We start from the raw sequence: 15255 nt of genomic DNA on the forward strand, positions 1-15255 counted from the left end.
AACGCGGCGCGTTAAAGGCACCCCGGCGACCAACTGTCGCCCTTATTTTTCGGGGCCTTGACTGACTTTCGAGTCAACTGCGCCCGGCATGCCGCCGCCCTCGAGCTTGCGCCACAGCAGGCGCACATTCGCCTTGCGCACCAGGGCGCAGCGGTAGAGACGGATTTCCAGCGGCACGTGCCATTGGCTGCCACCACAGATCACCAGTTCGCCGCGCTCCAGTTCACCGCGCATCGACAGACGCGGCACCCAGGCGATGCCCATCCCTTCGAGCGCCATGCTCTTGAGACTGTCGGCCATCGCCGTCTCGTACACCGTGGTGTAGCGCAGGTTGCGCTGGCGCAACAACAGGTTCACCGACCGGCCCAGGAATGCCCCTGCGCTGTAGGCCAGAAGCGGCACACTGCCCTCGCCTTCGAGGTCGAACAGCGGCTTGCCGTCGCCACCCACCGCGCAGACCGGGAGCATTTCGGTGGTGCCCATGTGCAGCGACGGGAAGATCTCGGCATCCATCTGCAGGGCGGCGTCAGGATCGTAGAAGGCCAGCATCAGGTCGCAGCCTCCCTCCCGCAAGGCATGCACCGCGTCGCCAACGTTGGTGGCCACCAGACGGGTGGCGATGTTCATGCCGTCGTTGCGCAACTGCGCCACCCAGCGCGGGAAAAAGCCGGACGCCAGCGAGTGCGCCGCGGCGACCTGGACCACTTCGCCCTGGCCGCCCTCGAGGTGATGCAAATGGCGGAGAACTTCGCCCAACTGGTCGACAACTGTACGCGCGGTGACGAGAAACAGCTGACCCGCCTCGGTCAGTTCTATGGGTGTGCGGGAACGATTCACCAGGGTCAGACCGAGCGCTGCCTCGAGGCTGCGTATGCGTCGGCTGAAGGCGGGCTGGGTCACGAAGCGGCGCTCGGCCGCCTGGGAAAAACTGCGTGTCGAGGCCAGGGCACTGAAGTCTTCCAGCCACTTGCTTTCAAGGTTCATCGAGAAGCTCCGCAGGCGTGCACCAAAATGGAACACGCTCGATTGTCAATCGGCGTCACATCAAACCGTATGCCGTTTGTGCATAGGTTAGCGCCTAACAGCATTGGCCGCAAAATCTGCCGAGGCCTAGGATTGGCGGCATTCCGGCTGGTGCCGGGTTTAAATCGAGATGATATCCGTCATGTCCTCCGCTGCATCGTTCCGCGTCGAAAAAGACCTGCTTGGTACCCTTGAAGTCCCTGCCGATGCCTACTACGGCATCCAGACCCTGCGCGCTGCCAACAACTTCCACCTCTCCGGCGTTCCGCTGTCGCACTACCCGAAACTGGTAGTCGGCCTGGCGATGGTCAAGCAGGCTGCTGCCGACGCCAACCGCGAGCTGGGGCACCTGAGCGATGCCAAGCACGCCGCCATCAGCGAGGCTTGTGCCCGCCTGATCCGCGGTGACTACCACGAGCAGTTCGTGGTGGACATGATCCAGGGCGGTGCTGGTACTTCGACCAACATGAACGCCAACGAAGTCATCGCCAACATCGCGCTGGAGGCCATGGGTCACCAGAAGGGTGAGTACCAGTACCTGCACCCCAACAACGATGTGAACATGGCGCAGTCGACCAACGACGCCTACCCGACTGCCATCCGCCTGGGCCTGCTGCTGGGCCACGACGCCCTGCTGGCCAGCCTCGACAGCCTGATCCAGGCCTTCGCTGCCAAGGGTGAGGAATTCAGCCACGTACTGAAGATGGGCCGCACCCAGCTGCAGGACGCCGTGCCGATGACCCTGGGCCAGGAATTCCGCGCCTTCGCCACCACCATGACCGAAGACCTCAACCGTCTGCGTTCGCTGGCACCGGAACTGCTCACCGAAATCAACCTGGGCGGTACCGCCATCGGCACCGGCATCAACGCCGACCCGGGCTACCAGGCCCTGGCCGTACAGCGCCTGGCGACCATCAGCGGCCAGCCGCTGGTACCCGCTGCCGACCTGATCGAAGCCACCTCCGACATGGGCGCCTTCGTGCTGTTCTCCGGCATGCTCAAGCGTACCGCGGTCAAGCTGTCGAAGATCTGCAACGACCTGCGCCTGCTGTCCAGCGGCCCGCGCACCGGCATCAACGAGATCAACCTGCCGGCGCGCCAGCCAGGCAGCTCGATCATGCCAGGCAAGGTCAACCCGGTTATCCCGGAAGCGGTCAACCAGGTGGCCTTTGCCATCATGGGCAACGACCTGGCCCTGACTGTCGCCGCCGAAGGTGGCCAGCTGCAGTTGAACGTGATGGAGCCGCTGATCGCCTACAAGATCTTCGACTCGATCCGCCTGCTGCAACGCGCCATGGACATGCTGCGCGAACACTGCATCGTCGGCATCACCGCCAACGAACAGCGCTGCCGTGAACTGGTCGAGCACTCGATCGGCCTGGTCACCGCCCTGAACCCGTACATCGGCTATGAAAACGCCACCCGTATCGCCCGCGTCGCCCTGGAAACCGGCCGCGGTGTTCTGGAACTGGTGCGTGAAGAGAAGCTGCTGGACGAAGCGATGCTCAACGACATCCTGCGTCCGGAAAACATGATCGCTCCACGTCTGGTTCCGCTGAAGGCGTAACCCGACCGCTGCAACCTGTCTCACCAGGTCGAGGGACTAGACACCTCTCAACCTTTCAAGGGCCCGAGCGCACGCTCCGGGCCCTTTTTTTATGCGCAGCCCGCCCACACGCGCCACCGGCACACAACTTGCTGGTCAAAGCTTCTCACCCCATGGGATGCCAGGCATGCTGCACAGCCACCTCACCACCCTCAACGCGGTTTCGTTGATTCTCAACGTCTTCCAGGAAGAGGGCTGCACCGCCTCGCAGTTGCTGGCCGGCAGCGGCATAGGCCCGGCAGACCTGGGCCATCCCGATGCGCGCATCACCACCCAGCAGGAATTGCAGGTGTGCGCCAATGCCGTGGCCCGACGCGAAGAGATCGGCCTGGAGCTGGGCCGACGGATGCATGTGTCGTGCTACGGCATGCTCGGTTACGCCCTGCTCTCGAGTGCCACTTTGGGTGACGCCCTGCGCCTGGCGCTGCGCTATCCGGCACTGCTGGGAACAATCTTCCAGCTGCGCCTGGTCGATGACGGCCAGCGCGTATGGCTGAGCGCCAGCGATTCCCACGAAAGCCCGGCGCTGGCGGCCTTCAATGCCGAATTCTGCCTGGTCTCGCTGAAGGTCATCTGCGACGACCTGCTGGGTCGTCCGCTGCCGCTGCTGGCGGCACGCTTCGAACACGCCCGCCCGGGCTATCACCCGCTCTACGCCGGTGCATTCCAGTGCCCGCTGGGGTTCGAATCACGGGACAACGCCTTTGCCTTCGAACGGCGCTGGCTCGACATGCCACTGCCGCTGGCCGACCCGATTACCCACAAGGCCATGGCCGAGCGCTGCCGGCACCTGAACCTCGAGTTTACCGGGCGCCAGGCGTGGCTGGGGCGCATTCGCCAACTGCTGATGCAGCAACTCGACGCCGCGCCGGGGCTCGAAGGCCTGGCACGGCAGATGAACTGCTCGTCGCGCACCCTGCGCCGGCACCTGCAGGCCTTGGGCAGCAGTTATCAACAGCTGCTCGATGAGCTGCGCTTCGAACGAGCCAAGCAGTTGCTCGCCGAAGACCAGATGCCGATCTACCGGATCGCAGAAACCCTGGGGTTCAGCGAGACGGCCAGCTTCCGCCATGCCTTTCAGCGCTGGAGCGGCGTGGCGCCCAGTCATTATCGCGGGTAGTCGGTAGCGGCCCGCACAACCGCCCGTTGGCCATATCGATCCCCTTTTGGCCGTTTGCAACGTTCTCCCGATCTGGCCCGGCCACCACAATGGACCTACGCCAGTCACCTTCCCAGAGAACAAAAAATGCTGACGATCTATTCCGATGACCATCGCCTGCACCACGGCCGCTGCGAGCTGATCGACGGCAAGCTGATGCCGTGCTTCGAGATGCCCTCTCGCGCCGACCATGTGCTTGCCCGCGTCCAGCACCGCGATCTCGGTCCGGTCGTTGGCCCGACCGATTTCGGCCGAGCGCCACTGCTGCGCATCCACAGCGCCGCCTACCTGGACTTCTTCGAAGGCGCCTGGGCGCGCTGGGCGGCGATGAACCAGGAGGGCGACCTGCTGCCGTTCACCTGGCCTGCCCGGACCCTGCGCCAGATCAAACCCACCGGCCTGCATGGCGAACTGGGCTACTACAGCTTCGACGGCGGAGCGCCGATCACCGCCGGCACCTGGCAGGCCGCCTACAGCGCCGCACAGGTCGCGCTGACCGGCCAGGCCGCGATCCAGAACGGCGCCCATGCCGCCTTTGCCTTGTGCCGCCCGCCAGGGCATCACGCTGCCGCCGAAGTGATGGGCGGCTACTGCTACCTGAACAACGCAGCCATCGCAGCCCAGGCCTTTCTCGACCAGGGCCGACGCAAGGTGGCGATCCTCGATGTCGACTACCACCACGGCAACGGCACCCAGGATATCTTCTACGACCGCAACGACGTGTTCTTCGCCTCGATCCATGGCGATCCGACCGACGAGTTCCCGTTCTTCCTCGGTTATGCCGACGAGACCGGCGAAGGCGCGGGCGAAGGCTGCAACGTCAACTATCCCCTCCCTGCAGGCAGCGACTGGACGACCTGGAGCGCTGCGCTCGAAGACGCCTGCCAGCGTATCGCCGCCTTCGACGCCGACGTGCTGGTGATCTCCCTCGGCGTGGACACCTTCAAGGATGACCCGATCTCCCAGTTCAAGCTCGACAGCCCGGACTACCTGGAGATGGGCAAGCGCATCGCCCAACTCGGCAAGCCGACGCTGTTCGTGATGGAGGGCGGCTACGCCGTCGAGGAAATCGGCATCAACGCGGTCAACGTGCTGGAGGGTTTCCAGCACGCACAACAAGGAGCCTGATCATGCGGTCATTCAAGCGTCTGCTCGCCCCGCTCGTCGCCGCCAGCCTGCTGGCCAGCGGCATTCAGGCCCATGCCGAACAACGCACCCTGCGGGTCTACAACTGGTTCGACTACATCACCCCGCAGACCCTGGTCGACTTCCAGAAGGACGCCCAGGTCAAGCTGATCTACGACATCTTCGACACCAACGAAGCACTGGAGGCCAAGCTGCTGACCGGCAACTCCGGCTATGACGTGGTGGTGCCGTCCAACGTGTTCCTGGCCAAGCAGATCGAAGCCGGGGTGTTCCAGCCCCTGGACCGCAGCAAGCTGCCCAACTGGCAGCACCTGGACCCGGCGCTGATGAAGCTGATCGAAGCCAACGACCCGGGCAACAAGTTCGCCGTACCCTACATGTACGGCACCATCCTGATCGGCTTCAACCCGGCCAAGGTCAAGGCGGCGCTGGGTGCCGACGCGCCGGTGGACAGCTGGAACCTGATCTTCAAGGAAGAGAACCTCGCCAAGCTCAAGCAGTGTGGCGTGGCGCTGCTCGACTCCCCGTCGGAGATCCTGCCGTTGGCCCTGCAGTACCTTGGCCTGTCGCCCAACAGCGACAAGCCTGCCGACTACAAGAAGGCCGAGGCACTGCTGATGAAGATCAGGCCGTCGATCACCTACTTCCATTCCTCCAAGTACATGGCCGATATCGCCAACGGCGACATCTGCGTGGCGGTAGGCTATTCGGGCAGCTTCTCGCAGGCGGCCAACCGCGCGCGCGAGGCGAACAACGGCGTGGTGGTGGACATGCGCCTGCCCAAGGAAGGCGCACCGATCTGGTTCGACATGCTGGCGATTCCGAAGAACGCAGCGAATCCGGACGATGCCCATACCTTCATCAACTACCTGCTGCGCCCTGAAGTGATCGCGCCGATCAGCGATTTCGTCGGCTACCCGAACCCGAACAAGGACGCGACCGAGAAAGTGAGCGCGCAGATTCGCAACAACCCGAACCTGTATCCCACGGCCGAGGCGATGGCCAAACTGTACACCCTCAAGCCGCTCAGCAAAGAGGCCGAGCGGGCGCGGACGCGGGCCTGGACCCGGATCAAGTCGGGGACTTGAGTCGCCTGCTTCGCGGGCAAGCCCGCTCCTACAAGTATTTCGCCGGATTCAGGGGCGACGCGGTTCTTGTGGGAGCGACGGCTCGCCGCTGCGACTTGCCTCGCGAAGAGGCCGCCAGGCCTTGCGCAAACGCATCAAGGCCTCGGCAATCTCTTCTTCAGGCACGGCCGCAAACCCCAGCACCAGCCCCGCCCGCTTATCCACAGGCAGCTCACTGTCCTCCAGCCAGTAGCTGCTCAGTGGGTGAATCTCCACCCCCACTGCCTCTGCCTGGGCCACCAGCGCCTGCTCCCGGGCCAAGTTATCCACATCCACCTTCACGTGAAGCCCCGCTGCCACCTCCGGCATGGCCCCCAGCCCCGGAATATCCAGCGGCCAACCAGCCTTGAGGACATTGCGCCGCGCCAGCGCGGCGCGGCGCATACGACGGATGTGCCGCTGGAAATGTCCTTGGGCCATGAACTGCGCCATCACACATTGCGTGCCGACCTCGGAATGGCGCACCGCCAGCGCCCGACCCTGGCTGAACGCCTGAACCAGGCGCGGCGGCAGTACCAGGTAGCCCAGGCGTAGTGCGGGAAAGGCGATCTTGCCGAAGGTCCCGACATAGATCACCCGCCCCTGCCGGTCCAGTGCCGCAAGAGGGGCCAGCGGTGCGCCGCTGTAGCGGTACTCGCCGTCGTAGTCGTCCTCGATGATCCAGCCGTCCTGGCGCTCGGCCCAGGCCAGCAGTTGCAGGCGCCGCGCCAGGCTCATGGTGACGCCGGTGGGGTACTGGTGCGCCGGTGTCACGTAGGCCAGGCGGCAGGCGGGCAACTGGGCAAGGCGTGCGCAGTCCAGCCCCTCGTCGTCCAGCGGCACGCCGCGAACCATCGCCCCGGCCAGGGCGAAGGCATGTCCGGCAGCGCGATAGCCTGGGTTTTCCACAGCCACCTCCTCCCCCGGCTGCAACAGCAACTGTGCACAAAGGCTTATGGCCTGCTGCGCACCACTGGTGATCACAATTTGCTCAGCCGTGCAGGACAACCCGCGCGAGCGGCGCATGTAGGCCGCGATCAGCTCGCGCAGCATCGGCTCACCGGCCGGGTCTCCATAGCCCAGCAGTGCAGGATCGGGATTACGCCAGAAACCCGCATGCAGCTTGGCCCACACCTCGAACGGGAACAGATCGAAGGCTGGAATGCCGACCCGGAAAGCCTTCGGTGCCCCCGTCCTGGGTGGCGAAAGATGGTGAGATTTCAGACGCTCCAGAGGCGCACTGGAACGAGTCGAGCTGGATAAATCCTCAGTATCAACTGACGAAAATGTGGATAAGTCTGTTGGTAACCCCAGGGATAACCTTGTTGATAACTGTGTGGATAGTTTCGCCAGCCGACTCACATAGGTGCCGTCCCCGACCCGGCTTTCAATGAAGCCCTCGGCGTACAGCTGGTCGTAGGCCCGAACTACGCTGTTACGCGACAGCGCCAGCATCGAGGCCAGGTCGCGGGTGGCCGGCAGTCGTGTGCCGCTGCTCAGGCGCCCGTCCAGCACCCGCGCACGCAGCGCCTGATAGAGCTGCTGGCTGAGGCCACGGCGGCGGTCCAGCACGATCCCGGCGGGGTCGAAAGGCAAAACGAGGGGGCGCTCACTCATGGCATTGGACCTTTCAAATCAGCTGCAAATGGCTCTTACCCGGAACCAATAGCCTGCCTAGGATGGTGGCATCACACAAGGACTTCGCCATGTACAACGCCAAGCCGCACCAGGAACACGACTTGCAGCGCCTGCACCAGCAGATGCTGCAAACTCGCCTCGCCACCTTGATCAGCCACGGCGAACATGGCCTGCTGGCCACCCATCTGCCGGTACTGGTTGACACCCACGAGGGCGAGTACGGCACGGTCTACGGCCACCTGGCGCGGGCCAACCGCCAATGGCAGGACCTCGCACAAGGCGGCGAAGCCCTGCTGGTGTTCCAGGGCGCCGATGCCTACGTCAGCCCCGGCTACTACCCGAGCAAACTCGAGAACCCCAAGGTGGTGCCCACCTGGAACTACGTCGCGGTGCATGCCCATGGCCCGGTCGAGGTCATCCACGATGCCGGCCCTCTGCTCGAGATCGTCAGCCGCCTGACCGACCGACATGAGCAGGGCCGCACCGAGCCCTGGAAAGTCGCCGACGCCCCCGCCGACTACATCGACGGCATGCTGCGCGCCATCGTCGGCATCCGCCTGCCCATCAGCCGTATCCAGGGCGCGCGCAAGCTCAGCCAGAATCGCAGCGCCGAGGATATGCAGGGCGTACGTGACGGCCTGGCCGGCAGCGCCGATCCACTCGACAACCAACTCGCGGCGCAGATGCGCCCGCTCTGAAGGAAACCTGCATGTCCAACGTTACTCTGCGCCCGGTCACCCTCGAAGACCACGCCGCCTGGTTGCCCCTGTGGCAGGCCTACCTGCGTTTCTACCAGACCACCCTCGCCGAGGAAGTCACGGCCAATACCTGGCAACGCCTGCTCGACCCCAGCGAGCCCACCCACTCGGCGCTGGCCTGGGTCGATGGCAAGGCAGTGGGGATGGTCAACTACATCTACCACCGTTCCAACTGGAGCATCGAGAACTCCTGCTACCTGCAGGATCTCTACGTCGACGGCGCGCAGCGCGGCCTGGGCATAGGTCGCCAGCTGATCGAGCACGTCTACGCCACTGCCAAGGCCGCTGGCTGCGTCAAGGTGCACTGGCTGACCCACGAAACCAACGCCACCGCCATCAGCCTCTATGAACAGGTGGCCGAGCGCCCGGGCTTCATTCAATTTCGCAAAGCACTGTAGGCCGATCATGACCCTGAACTGGAAACCCGCTGCAACACCGGATGCCTCCTCCCTCGAAGGCCGTTTCATCCGCCTGGAGAAACTCGACCCGGCGCGCCATGGCGACGACCTGTGGGAAGTCCTGCAAGGCCCGGGGTCTGACCCGGTGCTGTGGGACTACCTGCCCTATGGCCCGTTCAGCGAGCGCGCCAGCTTCGACCGCTGGCTGCAAGGCAACGCCGCCAGTCGCGATCCTCTGTTCTACAGCGTCATCGACAAGGTTAACGGCCAGGTGCAGGGCATCCTCAGCTACATGTCGATCGTGCCGGAGCAAGGGCGCTTCGAGATCGGCCACATCGCCTTCGGCGCCGCCATGCAGCGCACCCCCAAGGGCACGGAGGCGGTGTACCTGCTGGGCAAGCTCGGCTTCGAGCTGGGCAACCGCCGACTGGAGTGGAAATGCAACGATGCCAACGCCCGCTCCAAACGCGCGGCGCTGCGATTCGGTTTCGTCTTCGAAGGCGTGTTCCGCCAGCACATGGTGGTGAAAGACCAGAACCGCGACACGGCCTGGTATTCGATCACCGACGGCGAGTGGCCAGCGGTGGCGGTGGGGTTCGAGCGCTGGTTGAGCGTGGAGAACCAGCGACCTGAAGGCCAGGTGAAGACCCTCGAGGCGTGTCGCCTGGCCTGACGCAATCGCGGGGCAAGCCCGCTCCCATGGGCATCCCGTCAACTCCAGAACCCGTGGAATGCCTCACGACAGGGCCTTGAAACCCAGCATAAAAAAAGGGGAGCACCCGCTCCCCATGAGGTAAACCACTTGTCAGTCGAAGGCTGTCGATCAGCCTTCGATCTCGATCAGGATCTCGCCCGGGGTCACCCGGTCGCCCTTGGCCACATGGATGGCCACGACCTTGCCGGCGATGGCCGCCTGGACTTCGGTCTCCATCTTCATCGCCTCGGTGATCAGCACCGCCTGCCCGGCCTTGACCACGTCACCTTCCTTGACCAGCACATCGACGATGTTGCCCGGCATGGTGGTGCTGACATGGCCCGGCGCGCTGGCCTGCTTGCGCTTGCTGCTGCCGCCGCCGACGAAGTCGTTGAGCGGCTCGAACACCACCTCTTCCGGCATGCCGTCGATGGACAGGTAGAAGTGCCGCTTGCCTTCGGCCTTGACGCCCACGCCGGTGATGTCGACGCGGTAGGTTTCGCCGTGCACGTCGATGACGAACTCGGTCGGTACGCCTTCACCGCCCACCGAGGCCGCAGCGCCGGCTTCCGGGATCGGCAACAGGGCTTCCGGCTTGAGGGTGCCGGCCTCGCGTTCCTCGAGGAACTTGCGCCCGATGTCCGGGAACATGGCGAAGGTCAGTACGTCTTCCTCGCTATGGGCCAGGCTGCCGATCTCGGCGCGCAGCTTGGCCATTTCCGGCTTGAGCAAGTCGGCCGGACGTACGTCGATGACCTCTTCGCTGCCGATCGCCTGGCGGCGCAGCTTCTCGTCGACCACACCTGGCGCCTTGCCGTAGCCGCCCTGCAGGTACAGCTTCACTTCGTTGGTGATGGTCTTGTAGCGCTCACCGGCCAGCACGTTGAAGAACGCCTGGGTGCCGACGATCTGCGAGGTCGGGGTGACCAGCGGCGGGAAACCGAGGTCTTCGCGTACCCGCGGGATCTCCGCCAGCACTTCGTTCATGCGGTTGAGGGCGCCCTGCTCCTTGAGCTGGTTGGCCAGGTTGGAAATCATCCCGCCCGGCACCTGGTTGACCTGCACGCGAGTGTCCACGGCGGTGAACTCGCTTTCGAACTGGTGGTACTTCTTGCGCACGGCGTAGAAGTACAGGCCGATCTCCTGCAGCAGCTCCAGGTCAAGCCCGGTGTCGAACTCGCTGCCCTTGAGCGCGGCAACCATCGACTCGGTACCCGGGTGGCTGGTGCCCCAGGCAAAGCTGGAGATAGCGGTGTCGATATGATCGGCACCGTTTTCAACGGCCTTGAGCTGGCACATGGCAGCCAGGCCGGCGGTATCGTGGGAGTGGATGAACACCGGCAGCGACTGCTCGGCCTTCAGCGCCTTGACCAGCTCGCCGGTGGCGAACGGGGTCAGCAGGCCGGCCATGTCCTTGATCGCCACCGAGTCGCAGCCCATGGCCTCCATCTGCCTGGCCTGGTTCACGAAGGCCTCGATGGTGTGCACGGGGCTGGTGGTGTAGGCGATGGTGCCCTGGGCGTGCTTGCCGGCGGCCTTCACTGCCTCGATCGCCACACGCAGGTTACGCACATCGTTCATGGCGTCGAAGATGCGGAACACGTCGATACCGTTGACCGCTGCCTTGGCCACGAAGGCCTTGACCACATCGTCGCTGTAGTGCCGGTAGCCCAGCAGGTTCTGACCGCGCAGCAGCATCTGCAGGCGGGTGTTGGGCAGCGCTGCGCGCAGTTGGCGCAGGCGCTCCCACGGGTCTTCCTTGAGGAAGCGCACGCAGGCGTCGAAGGTCGCACCGCCCCAGACTTCCAGCGACCAGTAGCCGACCTTGTCGAGCTTTTCGCAGATCGGCAGCATGTCTTCGGTGCGCATGCGGGTAGCCAGCAGGGACTGATGGGCGTCGCGCAGGATCGTGTCGGTTACATGGATTTTCTTGGACATTGTTCTATTCCTCACAGGCCTGCGTGGGCGGCGATGGCGGCGGCGATGGCCAGGGCCAGCTCTTCGGGTTTGCGCTTGATCGAGTAGTTGGTCAGTTCCGGATGGCTTTCCACGAAGCTGGTGTTGAACTGGCCGCTACGGAATTCCGGGTTGCGCAGGATTTCCTGGTAGTACGCGGCGGTGGTCTTGACCCCTTGCAGGCGCATGTCGTCCAGGGCTCGCAGGCCGCGGTCCATGGCTTCCTCCCAGGTCAGCGCCCAGACCACCAGCTTCAGGCACATCGAGTCGTAGAACGGCGGAATGGTGTAGCCGGTATAGATCGCCGTGTCGGTGCGCACGCCCGGGCCGCCGGGAGCGTAGTAGCGGGTGATCTTGCCGAAGCTGGGCAGGAAGTTGTTCTTCGGGTCTTCGGCGTTGATGCGGAACTGCAACGCGTAGCCGCGATGCTGGATGTCTTCCTGCTTGACCGACAGCGGCAGGCCCGAGGCGATGCGGATCTGCTCGCGCACCACATCGATGCCGGTGATTTCCTCGGTGATGGTGTGTTCCACCTGCACCCGGGTGTTCATCTCCATGAAGTACACCTCGCCATCGGCGAGCAGGAACTCCACGGTACCGGCGTTCTCGTAGTTGACCGCCTTGGCGGCGCGCACGGCCAGGTCGCCGATGTAGGCGCGCTGCTCCGGGGTCAACTGCGGGCTCGGGGCGATTTCGATGAGCTTCTGGTTGCGGCGCTGGATCGAGCAGTCGCGCTCGAACAGGTGCACCACGTTGCCGAAGCTGTCACCGAGGATCTGCGCTTCGATGTGCTTGGGGTTGACGATGCATTTCTCGAGAAACACCTCGGCCGACCCGAACGCCTTGGTGGCTTCGGAAATCACCCGTGGGAAGTTCTGTTCCAGTTCCTCGCGGCTGTTGCAGCGACGGATACCCCGGCCGCCACCACCGGAGGTGGCCTTGAGCATCACCGGGTAACCGATGCGCTCGCCTTCGCTCAGGGCTTCGTGGATATCCGCGACGTTGCCTTCGGTGCCCGGTGTCACCGGCACACCGGCCTGGATCATGGTACGGCGCGCCTCGGTCTTGTCGCCCATACGGCGAATGACCTCGGCGGCAGGGCCGATGAACTTGATGCCACGCTCGGCGCAGATTTCTGCGAGTTCGGCGTTTTCCGACAGGAAACCGTAGCCCGGGTGCAGGGCGTCACAGCCGGTTTCCACAGCCAGGTTCACCAGCTTGCGCGGGTTCAGGTAACCGGCCAGGGGCTCGGCACCGATGCTGTAGGCCTCATCTGCGCGCTTGACGTGCAAGGCGTGACGGTCGGCGTCGGAAAAGATCGCCACGGAGCGAATGCCCATTTCGGCGCAGGCACGCACGATCCGAACTGCGATTTCACCCCGGTTGGCGATCAGGATTTTTTTTATCACTGGAGTCTTCCCAAAGCCGTAGGAACAGACGATCCGGTTTTACCGGTCGGCGCGTGACCAGACGTCGCTGGCCAGTCGCACATTCAAACTAGCGCTACCGGTCGATAAACAAAAATCAATATTTGTTAGGGCCTGTATTAGCAAAAGCTTATAGTTGGGTAACAAGGTTTTGCCGGGGCCTGGGGATAAATGCGTAAGTCCTTGATGCGTATGACTTTGCGTCAACTGCAGATCTTCAACGAAGTGTGTGATTTGCGCTCGTACAGCCGTGCAGCGGAGGAGATGGCGCTGACGCAACCCGCCGTAAGTCTACAGATCCGCCAGCTCGAAGAACTGGTCGGCCAGCCGCTGTTCGAGTACGTCGGCAAGAAGCTCTACCTGACCGAGGCCGCAGAAGCCTTGCAACGCGCCAGCCGCGATATCTTCGGGCGCCTGGAAAACCTCGACATGCAGCTGTCGGACATGCAGGGCTCACTGCAGGGGCAGCTGAAGCTGGCGATCGAATCCAGCGCGAAGTACTTCGTGCCACACCTGTTCGCCGCCTTCAAGCAGCGACACCCGGAGGTCAACCTCACCCTGACCGTGGTCAATCGCGCCCAGGCCATTCGGCGCCTGTCCGACAACCGCGACGACCTGATCATCATGTCGATGGTGCCCCAGGACATGGGCCTGGACTTCCTGCCGTTTCTCAACAACCCGATCATTGCCGTGGCGCCACCGGAACATCCGCTGTGCAAGCTCGAACGCCTGCGCCTGCAAGACCTGGAGCCTCATACCCTGCTCATCCGCGAACAAGGCTCGGGCACACGCAAGGCCTGCGAGGAATACTTCAAGGACAAGCGCGTGCACTTCACCCAGACCCTGGAAGTGGCCTCGGCCGACGCCCAGCGCGAGTGCGTGATCGCAGGCCTGGGCATCGCCCTGCTGACGCGCCATGCCGTCAACATGGAACTGGCCACCGGACTGCTCAGGGAGTTGCCTGTCGAGGAGCTGCCGCTGTACCGCAGCTGGTGCGTGGTGCAGTCCAAGGCCAAGCGGCAATCACCGGTGGCCTTGGCGTTTCTAGCTTTCATTCGCAGCGAACGAGCGAAGATCAGCGGGCTTGTGGAGCGATTTTCTGGGAAGCTGCCGGCGCCACCTGCCACACCGTGATGTCTTGCAGTTCGGGGTAGTCGGTGATATCACGCAAGAGCTGACGCTGGTCGCAGTAGCTTTCGATCGCACGGCGGTATTCCATGCGACGCTGGTCCTTCTCGGCCTGCTTGCGAGCCTTGGCGTTGGGTTGGTACGAACCGAAATGATCGTTTGCCATTGCCTGTCTCCCAGATCGGGTGCGGGAGTTTCAGGTTGGCTGCAGGGGTTTACGGTTTGGCTGATAAATGGTGACAGAATCGTGAATTTTCATTGCCCGTACCGGCCCTTTCGCGGGTAAACCCGCTCCCACAGAGGCCGGTGCGGTAGCAGCGCGATCAGTCGTCGGTCGCCTTGATCGACTTGGGCGACAGTCGCAGGCTGCGCAAGCTGCGCTTGACGCTCTTGAGGTGGTTGACCAGGCTCGGGCCACGCGCCATGGCAACACCCATCGCCAGCACGTCGATCACCACCAGGTGGGCGATGCGCGAGGTCAGCGGAGTGTAGATTTCCGTGTCTTCATGCACGTCGATCGCCAGGTTGACGGTCGACAGCTCCGCCAGCGGCGTCTGGCTCGGGCACAGGGTGATGAGGTTGGCACCGCTCTCGCGCACCAGATTGGCGGTGATCAGCAGGTCTTTCGAACGTCCCGACTGCGAGATACACACGGCGACATCACCCGGCTTGAGCGTGACCGCCGACATCGCCTGCATGTGCGGGTCGGAATAGGCCGCGGCGCTGAGCAGCAAGCGGAAGAACTTGTGCTGGGCATCGGCGGCGACCGCGCCTGAGGCCCCGAAACCGTAGAACTCCACACGCTGGGCCTGGGCCATGGCGCTCACCGCCTGCTGCAACGCCTGCGGGTCGAGGTGCTCGCGCACCTCCATCAGCGTGTGCAGGGTGGTGTCGAAGATCTTCAGGCTGTAGTCGGCTACCGAGTCGTCTTCATGGATGGCGAACTGGCCGAAGCTCGCCCCTGCAGCCAGGCTTTGCGCCAGCTTGAGCTTGAGGTCCTGGAAGCCCGAACAGCCGATCGCACGGCAGAAACGCACGATGGTCGGTTCGCTGATGCCAACACTGTGGGCAAGATCGGCCATCGAGCTGTGCATGACGGCAGCCGGATCGAGCAGCACGTGGTCGGCCACTTTCAGTTCCGATTTGCGCAGCAGGTGGCGCGATTGAGCGATATGTTGCAACAGATTCACAGGCTGGACTCGGTTATGATCGACTG

The 15255-nt window shown here is 63.8% G+C and carries 14 protein-coding genes; 8 read left to right on the forward strand and 6 right to left on the reverse strand.

Annotated elements, in window-relative coordinates; all coding sequences use genetic code 11:
- Positions 1-42: 42 nt before the first annotated feature.
- Positions 43-984, reverse strand: a complete 942-nt coding sequence (locus AC1TXO_RS26370) for a LysR substrate-binding domain-containing protein (RefSeq protein WP_486404426.1) — start codon at positions 982-984, stop codon at positions 43-45.
- A gap of 181 nt (positions 985-1165) precedes the next feature.
- On the opposite strand from AC1TXO_RS26370, the gene aspA reads away from it, so the two are divergent.
- From aspA to AC1TXO_RS26390, 4 genes are all read left to right on the forward strand, one after another.
- Positions 1166-2590 carry an aspartate ammonia-lyase gene (aspA, locus tag AC1TXO_RS26375; RefSeq protein WP_486404427.1) on the forward strand — a complete coding sequence of 475 codons (1425 nt, stop codon included), beginning with the start codon at positions 1166-1168 and terminating at the stop codon, positions 2588-2590.
- A 166-nt stretch (positions 2591-2756) separates the two neighbouring features.
- Complete coding sequence (locus AC1TXO_RS26380) at positions 2757-3749, forward strand: AraC family transcriptional regulator (RefSeq protein ID WP_486404428.1); 993 nt, start codon at positions 2757-2759, stop codon at positions 3747-3749.
- A 126-nt stretch (positions 3750-3875) separates the two neighbouring features.
- Complete coding sequence (locus tag AC1TXO_RS26385) at positions 3876-4916, forward strand: histone deacetylase family protein (RefSeq protein WP_486404429.1); 1041 nt, start codon at positions 3876-3878, stop codon at positions 4914-4916.
- A gap of 2 nt (positions 4917-4918) precedes the next feature.
- Positions 4919-6022, forward strand: coding sequence for an extracellular solute-binding protein (locus AC1TXO_RS26390; RefSeq protein WP_486404430.1), 1104 nt, complete (start codon positions 4919-4921; stop codon positions 6020-6022).
- A gap of 48 nt (positions 6023-6070) precedes the next feature.
- Here the strand turns inward: AC1TXO_RS26390 and pdxR are convergent, their stop codons facing one another.
- Positions 6071-7657, reverse strand: coding sequence for a MocR-like pyridoxine biosynthesis transcription factor PdxR (gene pdxR / locus AC1TXO_RS26395; RefSeq protein ID WP_486404431.1), 1587 nt, complete (start codon positions 7655-7657; stop codon positions 6071-6073).
- Between the two features lie 89 nt (positions 7658-7746).
- Here pdxR and AC1TXO_RS26400 point away from each other — a divergent pair, with 89 nt between their 5' ends.
- The 3 genes from AC1TXO_RS26400 to AC1TXO_RS26410 are packed head-to-tail and all read left to right on the forward strand — an operon-like array spanning position 7747 to position 9507.
- A complete protein-coding gene (locus AC1TXO_RS26400) occupies positions 7747-8376 on the forward strand; it encodes an FMN-binding negative transcriptional regulator (RefSeq protein ID WP_486404432.1) in 630 nt (209 codons plus the stop codon).
- An 11-nt stretch (positions 8377-8387) separates the two neighbouring features.
- Positions 8388-8834 (forward strand): GNAT family N-acetyltransferase, encoded by a 447-nt coding sequence (locus AC1TXO_RS26405; protein WP_486404433.1) that lies wholly within the window; start codon positions 8388-8390, stop codon positions 8832-8834.
- Positions 8835-8841: 7 nt separating this feature from the next.
- Positions 8842-9507 carry a GNAT family N-acetyltransferase gene (locus tag AC1TXO_RS26410; protein WP_486404434.1) on the forward strand — a complete coding sequence of 222 codons (666 nt, stop codon included), beginning with the start codon at positions 8842-8844 and terminating at the stop codon, positions 9505-9507.
- Positions 9508-9657: 150 nt separating this feature from the next.
- On the opposite strand, the gene oadA is transcribed toward AC1TXO_RS26410, so the two are convergent.
- Both oadA and AC1TXO_RS26420 read right to left on the reverse strand, forming a co-directional pair.
- On the reverse strand, positions 9658-11466 hold the full coding sequence (gene oadA, locus AC1TXO_RS26415; RefSeq protein ID WP_486404435.1) for a sodium-extruding oxaloacetate decarboxylase subunit alpha: 1809 nt from the start codon (positions 11464-11466) through the stop codon (positions 9658-9660).
- Between the two features lie 11 nt (positions 11467-11477).
- Entirely contained in the window at positions 11478-12893 is a 1416-nt protein-coding gene (locus AC1TXO_RS26420) for an acetyl-CoA carboxylase biotin carboxylase subunit (RefSeq protein ID WP_402759951.1), read from the reverse strand.
- Between the two features lie 189 nt (positions 12894-13082).
- On the opposite strand from AC1TXO_RS26420, the gene AC1TXO_RS26425 reads away from it, so the two are divergent.
- Positions 13083-14045 carry a LysR family transcriptional regulator gene (locus tag AC1TXO_RS26425; protein ID WP_486404436.1) on the forward strand — a complete coding sequence of 321 codons (963 nt, stop codon included), beginning with the start codon at positions 13083-13085 and terminating at the stop codon, positions 14043-14045.
- Here AC1TXO_RS26425 and AC1TXO_RS26430 read toward each other — a convergent pair.
- On the reverse strand, positions 13987-14205 hold the full coding sequence (locus tag AC1TXO_RS26430) for a PA3496 family putative envelope integrity protein (RefSeq protein ID WP_486404437.1): 219 nt from the start codon (positions 14203-14205) through the stop codon (positions 13987-13989). The two genes, AC1TXO_RS26425 and AC1TXO_RS26430, sit on opposite strands and share 59 nt — an antisense overlap.
- Before the next feature lie 157 nt (positions 14206-14362).
- A complete protein-coding gene (gene hexR, locus AC1TXO_RS26435) occupies positions 14363-15229 on the reverse strand; it encodes a transcriptional regulator HexR (RefSeq protein ID WP_003253273.1) in 867 nt (288 codons plus the stop codon).
- Positions 15230-15255: the final 26 nt, after the last annotated feature.

It is taken from the genome of Pseudomonas sp. FA117 (assembly GCF_057370475.1).

What these genes read in the sequence shown, in the direction of transcription:
- AC1TXO_RS26370 (WP_486404426.1), bottom strand. Translation starts at nt 984, where the DNA reads ATGAACCTTGAAAGCAAGTGGCTGGAAGACTTCAGTGCCCTGGCCTCG.
- aspA (WP_486404427.1), top strand. Translation starts at nt 1,166, where the DNA reads ATGTCCTCCGCTGCATCGTTCCGCGTCGAAAAAGACCTGCTTGGTACC.
- AC1TXO_RS26380 (WP_486404428.1), top strand. Translation starts at nt 2,757, where the DNA reads ATGCTGCACAGCCACCTCACCACCCTCAACGCGGTTTCGTTGATTCTC.
- AC1TXO_RS26385 (WP_486404429.1), top strand. Translation starts at nt 3,876, where the DNA reads ATGCTGACGATCTATTCCGATGACCATCGCCTGCACCACGGCCGCTGC.
- AC1TXO_RS26390 (WP_486404430.1), top strand. Translation starts at nt 4,919, where the DNA reads ATGCGGTCATTCAAGCGTCTGCTCGCCCCGCTCGTCGCCGCCAGCCTG.
- pdxR (WP_486404431.1), bottom strand. Translation starts at nt 7,657, where the DNA reads ATGAGTGAGCGCCCCCTCGTTTTGCCTTTCGACCCCGCCGGGATCGTG.
- AC1TXO_RS26400 (WP_486404432.1), top strand. Translation starts at nt 7,747, where the DNA reads ATGTACAACGCCAAGCCGCACCAGGAACACGACTTGCAGCGCCTGCAC.
- AC1TXO_RS26405 (WP_486404433.1), top strand. Translation starts at nt 8,388, where the DNA reads ATGTCCAACGTTACTCTGCGCCCGGTCACCCTCGAAGACCACGCCGCC.
- AC1TXO_RS26410 (WP_486404434.1), top strand. Translation starts at nt 8,842, where the DNA reads ATGACCCTGAACTGGAAACCCGCTGCAACACCGGATGCCTCCTCCCTC.
- oadA (WP_486404435.1), bottom strand. Translation starts at nt 11,466, where the DNA reads ATGTCCAAGAAAATCCATGTAACCGACACGATCCTGCGCGACGCCCAT.
- AC1TXO_RS26425 (WP_486404436.1), top strand. Translation starts at nt 13,083, where the DNA reads ATGCGTAAGTCCTTGATGCGTATGACTTTGCGTCAACTGCAGATCTTC.
- AC1TXO_RS26430 (WP_486404437.1), bottom strand. Translation starts at nt 14,205, where the DNA reads ATGGCAAACGATCATTTCGGTTCGTACCAACCCAACGCCAAGGCTCGC.